Origin of the sequence: Rhodococcus sp. NPDC056960 (genome assembly GCF_042674125.1) — a bacterium.
Classification (GTDB): Bacteria; Actinomycetota; Actinomycetes; order Mycobacteriales; family Mycobacteriaceae; genus Rhodococcus_F.
The window spans coordinates 158,294-169,852 of record NZ_JBHURF010000022.1; the positions used below are offsets into that span (position 1 = coordinate 158,294).

The window sequence follows — 11,559 nt, forward strand, 5'->3', positions numbered from 1 at the left end:
GCCTGTCATTGTCGGCGTGAACGGTTCGCCAGCATCGATGAATGCAGCGCGATGGGCAGCCGCGGTCGCGGAAGGGCAGGGGACCACACTTCACCTCATTCACGTACTGCCCCCGACGCCCCTCTCCTACAGGGAATCCCGGCCCGTGTCGTCGGACGACGAGCGACGCATCGCCGGCGAAGCGGCCTTGGCGGAAGCCGTGCGCAGCATGCGAAACGATGGACGGACACTCGAGGTGTTGTGCTCATCGCCGACCGGGTCGACAGCAGCCGACATCCTGCTGCCGGCGGCGGAGCAGGCGTCGATGATGGTGATCGGCTCGGCGGCAGGCGGGCCGGTTCAGGGATACCTGAACCCGACCGCACTGCGACTCGCACACCACTGCCCGTGTCCGCTCGTGGTGTGGAGGGGAAGGGAACGGCATGCGCTTCCCGACCACCGCACGGTCGTCGTCGGCGTCGACGGAAGCCAATGCAGTATCACCGCCGTGGCCGACGCCTTCGGCATGGCCGGGCGATTCGACGCGCCTCTGGCGGCCGTGCACTCATGGAAGTCAAGTGTTCCGCACGACGCCGACAACGACGCTGACGGGGTCGCGGCCGGCCAACGGGAAGGGGCGGTCCTCGCGGAAAGTCTCGCCGGATGGGCCGAACGATATCCCGACGTCGTCGTGCGAGAGATTGTCGAGTGCGGTGGGACAGGCGAGGTGCTGCTCCGTTGGTGCGCGGACGCGCAACTTCTGATCGTCGGCAGCCATGGCCACGGCGCACTCGGCCGCGCGGTCCTCGGCTCGACCAGTCAGGACATGCTGCACCGTGCACCGTGTCCGGTCATGATCAGCCACCTTCGTCCTCGGACCGCCGCGGTTCGATGATCGGGGCAACAGGGGTCGGTCGGCATGGACATTTCTGAATTCCACGCATATGGCTACTCCGCTGCACTGCTGATCGGGCTGGGGCTCGGAATCGAGCGAGAGCACGCCGCACGAACGCCACCCGGCGACGACGCCGGGCTCTGGGAGTGGCCCGGTGCGCGCACGTTCCCGCTCATCGCCCTCGCCGGAGCCGTCGCGGCACATCTCGGCACCGCAGTTGTCACCGCCGCGTTCGTCGGGATCGCGGCCCTCATCCTGGGTTGGTATTGGGTGCGCACCCATCTCCCGCCGCGACCGGACGTCGGGACGACCACCGCGTTCGCTGCCCTGGTCGCGTTTCTGCTCGGTGCGCTCGCCTGGCATTATCCGTCCCTCGCGGTTGCGCTCGGTGTCGTCGTACTCGTCCTGCTCGCCGTCAAGTACCCGATGCACGAATTCGCAGAGCGCATGATCGACGAGCGCGACATCACGGACTTCTGCGTACTGCTCGCCATCGCATTCCTCGTCCTCCCGCTCCTTCCGGACCGGGCAGTCGGACCGTACGGTGCGCTCAACCCCGCGATGATCGGGCGACTCGTGCTGATGCTCAGCCTGATCGGGTGGGTGGGCTACGTCGCGACTCGGATCCTCGGCCCACGATGGGGACTGCTGATCGTCGGATTCGGCGGCGGATTCGTCTCCGGTGCCGCGACCACCGCCGTCATGGCGCGGACAGCGCGTCGAGAGCAGGATTCGCCGGATGCCCTCCCTGCGGCACTGATTGTGAATCTGTCCACCATCCTGCTCGTCGTTGTCATCACCTGGGTCGTCAACGCCGAGGTGTCGGCACAGCTGGCGCTGATCTTCGGCGGAGCTGCCGCACTCGTCGTCGCGGAGACCGCGGTCCTCGTGCTGCGGGGACCGCACGACAGAATGCCGGGCAGCCGCACCCCGAAGGCGCAGCCGTCCACAGGTCTACTCGACCGCCCGATCTCGGTGCCGGCAACCCTGTCATTGGCAGGAATTCTGCTGGTTCTCCTGCTCATGACGAAGGGGGCCGCGGACATCTTCGGCGGCGGCGGTGTCATCGCCGCGTCGGCTGTCGGCGGATTCGCCGATGCACACTCCGCCTCGCTCGCGGCGGCGTCCGCCGCAGGTGACGCGATCACCGTGGACACCGCCACAGCGGCTGCGGTTGTCGCCGTCGGAACGAACCTGCTCACCAAACTGGTCCTGGCCGCCCTCGCCGGTTCGTTTCGCTTTGCCCTGATGCTGTCGCTGCTGCTGGCCGCACCCGTCGTCGCTACCGTACTGACGTTGTGGGCGATGGCCTTCGGCTGAGCGCCGTCGTCCGATGTCGATGACATACGGCCCTACAGTCCTCGAGATGCGAAACGGAATACTCGAGGTGAGGACAACGCAGGAGACGAGACCATGACCGGCGCAGCGACAGTCGAGACCCGGGACGCGCGGTGAACACGCACGAAACCTCGGTCATACCCGACCGGCGCACAGTCGAATCAGCTGTGGCGTTGGCGTGCCGGGCACCGTCCCTACACAACAGCCAACCGTGGCACTGGCTCATGGGCACAGCTGACCTGCAATTGTTCAGTGATCCCGACCGATTGCTGCCTGCCACCGATGCGTTCGGCCGGCAGATGGTGATCTCGTGCGGCGCCGCTTTGAACCACCTGGAGTACGCGTTCGAATCGAACCTGTGGCGGCCCGTGATCCACCGGCTGCCGCACTCTGCCGACCGTGAGCTTCTGGCGAAAATCGGCTTCGCCCCGGAGTCGTCCTCATCGGATGTTGCCGTCCGTATGACGTCTGCGATCGAGCGACGACGAACCGATCGGCTCCCGCTGCAGGCACCACCCGAATGGAAGGCAACACTGGAACACCTCGTCCGGATCGCAGCTCGGGCGGGGGCCGAGCTCGAGGATCTGGGCGAACGTAGTCGTCCCGCCCTCGAGGACGTATCACGCCGAATGACCGGGTTACGGCACGATGACCCCACCTATCAAGCTGAGCTGCGGTGGTGGTCGGGGCGCGGACTGTTCCCCGACGGTGTGCCGGAACAGGCGCGTCCGTCCTCCCGGCAACAACACTCGGTGCACCTCTCACGCGAGTTTCCACCCGGTAGCGCCGGCACGCCCGATGGAAGTCCGTCGGAAGACCGAGCCGCGATCCTCCTGCTCTCCACCTCCTCGGATTCGAGACTCGATTGGCTACGGAGCGGCGAGGCACTCTCCGCCGTACTGCTCGCCTGCACCGACCGCGGGCTCGCCACCTGCCCGGTCACCCACCTGACCGAACGTGCGCCGAGCCGGACGCTGCTGCGCGAGCTTTCCGCGGCCGACAACCTGCCGCAGGTCCTGATCAGGGTGGGAGTGGGCGCTCGCGCCGGTGAACCCGCGCCCACGCCCAGACGCCCCCTGTCGGAAGTCTTGGTTCGAGAGCGGCCGACACCGGACGGCGAACGGAATCGATGAGGAGGTTCCCGTGGTCGATCCGGCGATCGTTGTGGGAGTGGACGGATCCCGGTCGTCGCTCGACGCGGTGCGGTGGGCCACATGCGAGGCGACCGCTCGGAAGACACCGCTACAGTTGCTGTCCTGCATCACGTACCGCGGTACCGACGATGGGCCTGGACTCGCCGACATCCTGCACGAGCGAGCTGAGCGGGACCTAGCCGAAGCACTCGAGATCGCTCGTGCCGTGTCCGGCGAAGCAGACCTCGGCATTCGAGTCGAGTTGTCCCACCAGAATGCTCCGGGATCACTCGTCGACCGATCCAGTGGAGCAGCGATGGTCGTGCTCGGCCGTCGCGGACTCGGGGAGTTCACCGACGGGCTGATCGGCTCCGTGACGTCGGCCGTGGCGCGCCATGCGCAATGCCCGGTAGCAGTGATCGACGGTTGGTCCCGGGTTGCCCACGGCACAGGACCCGTGATCGTCGGCGTCGACGGATCTGCGAACAGTGAACAGGCTATCGGGCTGGCGTTCGAGGAGTGTTCCCTTCACCGCGCGAAACTGATAGCGCTGCATGCGTGGTCCGACTACGACCTGTCGATGCTCCCGGTCGCTGAGGAACAGACCGTCGAGCGGTCGGTACTCGAGGCGAGCATCGCCGGATGGTCTGAACGGTTCCCCGACGTCGCGGTGCGGGAGACCCTCGTTCGGGACCGCCCCGTTCGCCACCTTCTCGAGATGGCAGACGATGCCCAGATGGTCGTGGTCGGTCATCGTGGGCGGGGCGGTTTCGCTGGGTTGACTCTCGGCTCGACAAGCGCAGCCTTGTTGCACATCACGCCGTGTCCGCTGCTGATTGCCAGGCCGGGCAGATTCAACCAGGGGTTGACGGAGACTACCGGTCACGCCGCACAATGACGCTGCGCTTCGTCCTCAGGTTCCTGAATCCGACTCGGTTATCTCGATTTGTCCTGTCCATGGTGCAGCCCTGGTAGGCGGAGCGGGGGTTTCCGCTTCGTCCCGGATCAGGCGCAATATCGGCCCGCTCATCGCCTTGACGAACGGACCCACAATCACCCAATACCTGCGAAACATCCGCCGCGCCCGTTCATCGGTGCCGTGGACACGGACCTCCGTGACGAGTACGGATGTAACTGTGTCGTACTCGAGAACCGCGAAACCCCAGGCACCGATGCCATACCCGGGAAGCGAGAACCGGCCGAAGTCCTCTGCGGCCCACGGGACACGGCCGTAGCCCTTCTCCCACCAGCGCCCGATGAATCCGAGCACCATCGCGTGATCGGGCTCCTCCGCCAGAAGTTGAAACCCGCCGCCGGGTTCCAGCAGTTGGTCGAAGCGGAATTCGGACTCACCCCGCTGGATGCATGCACACCGTCGCTCGCGGACTGCGTCGATCGCAACTCGGGCCCGGTTCGGCAGCGCAACCACCGGCGACCGGAAGAAGTCGACGCGCTGGATGGCGGCGAAGGTTGCCGGTCCAGGTGCACGCACCACCTGGGTCCGAAGTACGCGCTGCTCGTAAACCGGTAGCTGGGCATCGATCAGACTCGATCCGAGGCTGGGTTCATGCATGTTGGATCTCCTCCTGGGTACAGTCGCGCGGCAGGACTGAAATTCGCACGACCAAGGATCAGAGCCTCGACCTAGCTAGCCCATCCCCGCAGCGGCGGGTTAGCGAACGATGAGGAGTGGGCAGGCGGCCGAATGCATCAGCGCCCGGCTGGTCGACCCCAGCAGCATGCTGGAAAACCCCCCTCGCCCCCGGCTTCCCACCACGAGGAGCTGCGCGTTCTCGGCTTGCTCACGCAGATGCTGGGTGGGTCGATCCCTGACCACGATCGTGTGCACTTTCACATCCGGATAGTTCTCCGCACGTCCGGCGAGATTCTCGGACAGCAGGGCGGTTTCATTGGCCGCATCCCGCATCCACTCGGCGTCACTGCCTCCGTCCAAGGAAAGTTGCAGAACGATGTCGGACCACGCATGGACGGCAACGAGTTCCGACTGTCGCAGGGCTGCTTCCTCGAATGCCATCGAAATTGCCGGTTCACTCTGTTGCGTTCCATCGACGCCGACCACGATCGGTCCGGGAATGTCATTGATGTCGCGATCAGGAACCCCACGGATCACGGCCACCGGGCATGGGGCATGGGCAGCAACGGCGGAACTGACCGATCCCAGCACGGCTCTTTCGACGATTCCCCGCCTGTTCGCACCGACCACGAGCATCGAAGCATTCGTGGAGTGTGCAAGTAGTTCACCGACCGGCGTCCCGGTGCAGAGCATGGTGGCGATCTCGACCGGGTGTCCGGGCGCTGCGTCACGGGCCGTCTGCGCCGCACGATCCAACCTAGTCTTGCCGTCGCGTTCCTCGTCTTCGAAGAAGCCGGAGGGCATGCCGATCGGCACGCCGTACGTTCCGGGTACGAATGCCGTAGTGATCAGCGACAGTGGAGTGTTGCGGAGCGCAGCTTCCCTGGCTGCCCACGAAACAGCCTGCAACGATGATGGTGAGCCGTCGATGCCTACAACGATCGGGCGGTGGCCGGACATGGTGCACTCCTACGGGTTGCCGGCGGCGAGCTTCTGGTTCGATGTTCATCGTTGCGGCTTGCGTGTGACACCCGTAGGGGACAATGTCACCAGAACCGGAACCGAGCGCCCGGCAGGGCGTACCCGCGACGAGCGAGTCCAATGGATGTGACCGTGCCGACCGGTCCTCACCGGTTGTTGACCAAGGACTCTGGCACCGGAGGCTGCCGGTGCTGAGACTGAGGTGATGGCTCCGATTGCCCCCTCGACATCCCGCGTCGCGTCCTCGATGTCGAGCTACGGTGCCTGACGGCCTTTTGACGATCGGACGGGAATCCTTCGCGACCGGTCGGCGATCACCAGCGGATCCGCCTGGAAGGAATCAAACGATGAGCGACCGCAACACCGGCGTCGCGGGCGGCGGAGCGATATACGCCCTGGGCATCTTCGGAGCTTGGGTGTGGTTCTGGCAGCAAGCGGACGCATTCTGGGAGTACGTCCTTGCGATCGTCCAAGGGGTATTCTGGCCGGCCTGGATGGTCTACGAGGTCTTCAAGACACTTGCCGGCTGACGCCGATTCTCCGATCGCACGACGCGAATCCACTGAGCACGAGCCGGGGACGTGTCACGGTGCCGAATTCGCGGTGACGGCGTCGTTCCAGGTGGCGCGCGAACCGGATTCGCCGATGCGGTAGACCTGGATCACCGTCCCCACCGCGACCACGACCGCAAGCAGGGCGACGATCAGCGTGAGAGGCCGGGAGGGTTCCGACTTCCGTTCGCGAAGCTGGACGGCGGCGACGGCCATCGCGGCGAGGAGGAGGGCGACGGAGAAGTAGATCATGGTGTCGCCGAGTTCGGTGTGGGTATGCACGGCAGCCGACCGGGCGACGTGCTTTTCGAGCCACTCGCCGGCGTCGGTGGTCAGCGGGGTCAGGGCTGCAGTCACTGCCGCGAGCGCGAGGCTGAGCCAGACCAGCCGGCGCCGGGCTGCCGGCCACACGCTGCATAGTACGACCAGAATCGCGGTGAGCGGGGCCATGACCACGATGAAGTGGACGAACAATATGTGGGCGGGCAACCCGTTGACAGTCGACATGACACGAGTATTCGGCGGCGGGGCTGAGAAACCACTGAGATTGCCCTCGGATCGCCGGGAGGGTCGGTCGAGTACACCACTTCGGCGTCGATGCCACAGATCAGCTGCACCGACCCGATTCCCAGTTCCAGGTACGCGCGCTGCATCGCAGCAGTCAGAAGCGAAAGATTCACGCGACCGTGAAGTTCCGCGTACTGAGCGACGACGAAAGGCACCTCAGGACAGAGTAGTTGGGCGAACCAGATCCCCTTCTGTACCGCCGTCAGCGGAAGGAATTGCCGAGTTCCTCGGTGGTCTGACCCGCCGCGACGAGTCCGCGTGCTTCGAGCATGTGGCGACGGGAGGAGAGCACCGGCCCGAAGGGGATCTCGAACCGTGAGGCGATGTCGATGCTCAGCCCTTGGCTTTCGTGTCGGCTCCGCGGTTTGCTCGATTCCACGGCGCGAAGACTGCGCGATCAGCAGGACTCCACCGGTGCCGAGGACAGCGGGGCCCCGACGCAGATGCGACCGAGCAGGGCCCGCCGGTATTGATCCAGGTGCTGACCACCGCGCGACGTGGCACATCGACTGCGGTCACGCGGCCCGCACCCCATGGCAGCGGCCTGCAAAGTCGGAAGACCCGTACCGGTACACAGATCGAGCACCCGCGAATCCTGCCCAAGGACCTCCGACCCAACGCTCGTGCGAGTATCCCCGTGTCTGCCTGGGGAGGGTAGACGCCGGTAGGCGCAGCAACGTCTAGGACTCCTCCAGGCGGTTCTGAGACGACGGCGCCATCCGGCAGATGATACTGGGTGGTATCAACGCCCGCGCCGCGCACAGAGGATTCTCGCACTGTACAGTGACCGGGCGGCCGGTCTTCGGCAGGAACATCCCCTCGTCACACTCGTTCGCCCCGGCCACCCCTACAGACTTCGGCGCGTCCGGGTCCACCACGAGGCATACATGTGACCGAGTGTCACCGATGGCGGCGGAATGTCCCGGAACCCGGGATGCTGCTGGACGTCATCTCGGGGCGGAACTCGACCGCACCGACTCCTGTACCGGCGCGGTGTGGCGACATCGACGACCTCCACGCTCTGACCGGACGGGTGTCCGGCATCGCAGGCCGCGGTGATCGTGCCCACCGACAGCGCGGGGACGCCCACCGAGAGGGTTTCCCAGGCTCCGATCACGGCCCCGCAGCCAGGGCGAGGGCGTCGAGAAGCGGCGACGCCCGGCGTCCCGCGAATCGGAACAGAACATCGGCGTTGGCCGCGGTCAGGTAGGAGTGGTCGGTGAGCGCGATCGGCGTGCGGTCCTGCAGCATTCTGTCACGGATCACTCCGCCGCCGGACGCGACAGGCCTGCGAGAACGGCGAAACCGACCGGGTCCAGTGTCTTCGCCCGCGGGCCGTCTGTGTGTCACGACTCCGTCTCGGTCGAACGATCGTCACCACTTGTTGTGGCGTTTATCGCAGGTGGCGAACGACCACCGCGCTTTCGTGGGGCATCGACCAACTCTCGCCTGCGATCGAATCGGACACACGCGATAGAGTTCGGAATGCCTGCGCTCGAACAAGGCGCAGGCGATGTAGTACCTAACCTGATACTTGACGCGATACCGACAGGGCCCACCCTGAGCCCTTCGAAATCGGACCGAACAGACGCGGGAGAACAACCATGAGCGCCGACAAGCCGCCGACCATCATCTACACGTTGACCGACGAGGCGCCGCTGCTCGCGACCTACGCCTTCCTGCCGATCGTGCGTACCTTCGCCAGTGCCGCGGGCATCGAGATCGACTCCAGCGACATCTCGGTAGCGTCGCGCATCCTGGCCGAGTTTCCCGAGAACCTCACCGAAGAGCAGCGCGTCCCCGACAACCTGGCCGAGCTGGGTCGCCTGACGCAGCTGCCCGAGACGAACATCATCAAGCTCCCTAACATCAGCGCATCCGTGCCGCAACTCCTGGCCGCCATCAAGGAACTGCAGGGCAAGGGCTACAAGATTCCCGACTTCCCGGGCGATCCCAAGTCCGACGAGGAACGCGACATCCGGCAGCGCTACGGCAAGATCCTCGGCAGCGCGGTCAACCCGGTCCTGCGTGAGGGCAACTCCGACCGTCGCGCACCCCGGGCCGTCAAGCAGTACGCCCGCAAGCACCCGCACAGCATGGACGAGTGGTCGATGGCCTCGCGCAGCCACGTCGCGCACATGCGGCACGGCGACTTCTACCACTCCGAGAAGTCGATGACGCTGGACCGGCCGCGTAAGGTCCGGATGGAACTGGTGACCAAGGCCGGCGAGACGGTCGTCCTCAAGCCAGAGGTGGACCTGGGCGAGGGCGACATCATGGACAGCATGTTCATGAGCAAGAAGGCGTTGCTCGACTTCTACGAGGAGCAGATGGAGGACGCGCGCAAGACGGGCGTGATGTTCTCCCTCCACGTCAAGGCGACGATGATGAAGGTCTCGCACCCCATCGTCTTCGGCCACGCGGTGAAGACCTTCTACAAGGATGCCTTCGCCAAGCATCAGGCGCTGTTCGACGAACTGGGCGTCAACGTCAACAACGGCCTCGGCGATCTCTACGACAAGATCGAGACGCTGCCCAGCACGCAGCGCGAGGAGATCATCCAGGATCTGCACGACTGCCACGAGCACCGTCCCGAGTTGGCCATGGTCGATTCCGCTCGCGGCATCTCGAACTTCCATTCGCCCAGCGACGTGATCGTGGACGCCTCGATGCCCGCGATGATCCGCTCGGGCGGCAAGATGTACGGCGCCGACGGACGGCCCAAGGACGCCAAGGCAGTGATGCCGGAGTCCACGTTCGCGCGCATCTACCAGGAGATCATCAACTTCTGTAAGACCAACGGCGCGTTCGACCCGACGACCATGGGCACCGTCCCCAACGTCGGGCTCATGGCGCAGAAGGCCGAGGAGTACGGCTCGCACGACAAGACCTTCGAGATTCCGGAGGAGGGCGACGCCAACTTCGTGGACGTCGAGTCCGGTGAGGTACTACTCACCCAGCACGTCGAGGCCGGCGACATCTGGCGCATGTGCACCGTCAAGGACGCGCCGATCCGCGACTGGGTCAAGCTCGCGGTCACCCGGGCACGCAACTCCGGCATGCCGGTCCTGTTCTGGCTCGACCCGTACCGCCCGCACGAGAACGAGCTGATCAAGAAGGTCGAACTGTACCTGCAGGATCACGACACCGAAGGCCTCGACATCCAGATCATGTCGCAGGTGCGCTCGATGCGGTACACGCTGGAGCGGCTGATCCGCGGGATGGACACCATCGCCGCGACCGGCAACATTCTGCGCGACTACCTCACCGATCTGTTCCCGATCCTGGAACTCGGCACGAGCGCCAAGATGCTGTCGATTGTGCCTCTGATGGCCGGCGGCGGCATGTACGAGACGGGTGCCGGCGGCTCGGCGCCCAAGCACGTCAAGCAGTTGGTGGAGGAGAACCACCTGCGCTGGGATTCGCTCGGTGAGTTCCTGGCGTTGGCCGTCAGCCTGGAGGAGCTCGGCACCAAGACTGACAACGAGCGCGCGAAGATCCTGGCCAAGACGCTCGATGCGGCCACCGGCAAGCTGCTCGACGAGAACAAGAACCCGTCGCGCAAGACCGGCGAACTCGACAACCGGGGCAGCCAGTACTACCTCGCGAAGTACTGGGCGCAGGAACTTGCCGCGCAGAGCGAGGACAAGGAACTGGCGGAACGCTTCGCCACGCTCACCCAGGCGCTGGACGAGAACGAAGACACCATCGTGCGGGAGCTCATCGAGGTGCAGGGAACCGCGGTCGACATCGGCGGCTACTACAAGCTGGACGGCGAGAAGACCGCCGCCGTGATGCGGCCGAGCAAGACTCTGAACACCACGCTTGCGGCCGTGCAGAACTGAGCCCCAGTGACCGTGTGAGTCAGGTCCGCCCGTCCATGGACGGGCGGACCGCGAGGTCGTAGCTGCGGACATCAACCGTGAGGTGTGACCTCGTTTCCCGGACTGCGACCAAGGGCCTTTCTCGACGGTCCTCCAGTGGCGCGCGGCTATTCTGACAGTTCGGCAGGGGGCGGGTTCCCTGCGGGGAGTCAGTCAGCGATGCGCAGTTCGACAATGATTTTTTGGCCGATTTGGCGTGGTATCGGCCGCTGCCGTGGTGGCAGGCGCGCTCTCGTTCGGACCATGTGCCGTTGCGGCGGCTGATCCGGCGCAATCGACTGTGTTTGCGGTTCCGGAGACGTTTGTTTCGGGTGTTTCAGTTTGCTGATGTGAACGGTGCCGCAGGTGGTATCGGCGACGACGACGGAGGAACCCGGCGTGGTGACCCTTTCGGCGCGGCCGTCGCCGCTGTTTCTCACAATGGACTGTATTGACGTGGCAGTGAACTGGCGAAACCTGTCTACGGGAGCGGGCGATGCAACCGTGCTGCGCGGTGTGACGTCGGTGGATTCCACCGAGCCTGTCGTTGCCGAGGAACGGTGTAACGGTGACGTCGGATATTCGAACTGTCCGAATGCCTCATGATCTCGATGATCGTCGGCTGATCTCGACGGCGTAGTTGGTCCAGTCCCCGGCG

At 65.2% G+C, this 11,559-nt stretch carries 12 protein-coding genes; 6 read left to right on the forward strand and 6 right to left on the reverse strand.

Features of this window, described 5'->3' with window-relative positions:
- The first annotated feature begins 16 nt into the window (after positions 1-16).
- The 4 genes from ACFTWF_RS31180 to ACFTWF_RS31195 all read left to right on the forward strand — a co-directional run bounded on the left by ACFTWF_RS31180 (position 17) and on the right by ACFTWF_RS31195 (position 4,243).
- Positions 17-874: a universal stress protein gene (locus ACFTWF_RS31180; protein ID WP_378464967.1), complete on the forward strand. Its 858-nt coding sequence runs from the start codon at positions 17-19 to the stop codon at positions 872-874.
- A gap of 24 nt (positions 875-898) precedes the next feature.
- The gene (locus ACFTWF_RS31185) at positions 899-2,194 is read left to right on the forward strand and encodes an MgtC/SapB family protein (protein ID WP_378464968.1); all 1,296 of its coding nucleotides are present in this window, start codon (positions 899-901) and stop codon (positions 2,192-2,194) included.
- Positions 2,195-2,436: 242 nt separating this feature from the next.
- Positions 2,437-3,345: an Acg family FMN-binding oxidoreductase gene (locus ACFTWF_RS31190; protein WP_378464969.1), complete on the forward strand. Its 909-nt coding sequence runs from the start codon at positions 2,437-2,439 to the stop codon at positions 3,343-3,345.
- Positions 3,346-3,355: 10 nt separating this feature from the next.
- A complete protein-coding gene (locus tag ACFTWF_RS31195; protein WP_378464970.1) occupies positions 3,356-4,243 on the forward strand; it encodes a universal stress protein in 888 nt (295 codons plus the stop codon).
- A 15-nt stretch (positions 4,244-4,258) separates the two neighbouring features.
- Here the strand turns inward: ACFTWF_RS31195 and ACFTWF_RS31200 are convergent, their stop codons facing one another.
- Together ACFTWF_RS31200 and ACFTWF_RS31205 are read right to left on the reverse strand one after the other, a co-directional pair.
- Positions 4,259-4,918: a hypothetical protein gene (locus ACFTWF_RS31200; RefSeq protein WP_378464971.1), complete on the reverse strand. Its 660-nt coding sequence runs from the start codon at positions 4,916-4,918 to the stop codon at positions 4,259-4,261.
- Between the two features lie 99 nt (positions 4,919-5,017).
- Positions 5,018-5,899, reverse strand: coding sequence for a universal stress protein (locus tag ACFTWF_RS31205; RefSeq protein ID WP_378464972.1), 882 nt, complete (start codon positions 5,897-5,899; stop codon positions 5,018-5,020).
- Positions 5,900-6,267: 368 nt separating this feature from the next.
- Here ACFTWF_RS31205 and ACFTWF_RS31210 point away from each other — a divergent pair, with 368 nt between their 5' ends.
- Positions 6,268-6,450, forward strand: coding sequence for a hypothetical protein (locus tag ACFTWF_RS31210; protein WP_378464973.1), 183 nt, complete (start codon positions 6,268-6,270; stop codon positions 6,448-6,450).
- A 54-nt stretch (positions 6,451-6,504) separates the two neighbouring features.
- Here ACFTWF_RS31210 and ACFTWF_RS31215 read toward each other — a convergent pair whose 3' ends face one another.
- The 3 genes from ACFTWF_RS31215 to ACFTWF_RS31225 all read right to left on the reverse strand — a co-directional run bounded on the left by ACFTWF_RS31215 (position 6,505) and on the right by ACFTWF_RS31225 (position 8,388).
- The gene (locus ACFTWF_RS31215) at positions 6,505-6,978 is read right to left on the reverse strand and encodes a DUF2231 domain-containing protein (RefSeq protein ID WP_378464974.1); all 474 of its coding nucleotides are present in this window, start codon (positions 6,976-6,978) and stop codon (positions 6,505-6,507) included.
- A 262-nt stretch (positions 6,979-7,240) separates the two neighbouring features.
- Entirely contained in the window at positions 7,241-7,417 is a 177-nt protein-coding gene (locus ACFTWF_RS31220; RefSeq protein ID WP_378464975.1) for a hypothetical protein, read from the reverse strand.
- 734 nt (positions 7,418-8,151) lie between these two features.
- A complete protein-coding gene (locus ACFTWF_RS31225) occupies positions 8,152-8,388 on the reverse strand; it encodes a TRIC cation channel family protein (RefSeq protein WP_378464976.1) in 237 nt (78 codons plus the stop codon).
- 254 nt (positions 8,389-8,642) lie between these two features.
- On the opposite strand from ACFTWF_RS31225, the gene ACFTWF_RS31230 reads away from it, so the two are divergent.
- Positions 8,643-10,883, forward strand: coding sequence for an NADP-dependent isocitrate dehydrogenase (locus tag ACFTWF_RS31230; protein WP_378464977.1), 2,241 nt, complete (start codon positions 8,643-8,645; stop codon positions 10,881-10,883).
- Positions 10,884-11,071: 188 nt separating this feature from the next.
- Here the strand turns inward: ACFTWF_RS31230 and ACFTWF_RS31235 are convergent.
- The coding region (locus ACFTWF_RS31235) for a hypothetical protein (RefSeq protein WP_378464978.1) at positions 11,072-11,559 on the reverse strand (488 nt) is incomplete at its 5' end.

Excerpts from the sequence above, each read along its gene's own strand:
- ACFTWF_RS31215 (WP_378464974.1), bottom strand. The coding sequence starts at position 6,978 with ATGTCGACTGTCAACGGGTTGCCCGCCCACATATTGTTCGTCCACTTC.
- ACFTWF_RS31190 (WP_378464969.1), top strand. The coding sequence starts at position 2,437 with ATGGGCACAGCTGACCTGCAATTGTTCAGTGATCCCGACCGATTGCTG.
- ACFTWF_RS31200 (WP_378464971.1), bottom strand. The coding sequence starts at position 4,918 with ATGCATGAACCCAGCCTCGGATCGAGTCTGATCGATGCCCAGCTACCG.
- ACFTWF_RS31205 (WP_378464972.1), bottom strand. The coding sequence starts at position 5,899 with ATGTCCGGCCACCGCCCGATCGTTGTAGGCATCGACGGCTCACCATCA.
- ACFTWF_RS31230 (WP_378464977.1), top strand. The coding sequence starts at position 8,643 with ATGAGCGCCGACAAGCCGCCGACCATCATCTACACGTTGACCGACGAG.
- ACFTWF_RS31185 (WP_378464968.1), top strand. The coding sequence starts at position 899 with ATGGACATTTCTGAATTCCACGCATATGGCTACTCCGCTGCACTGCTG.
- ACFTWF_RS31210 (WP_378464973.1), top strand. The coding sequence starts at position 6,268 with ATGAGCGACCGCAACACCGGCGTCGCGGGCGGCGGAGCGATATACGCC.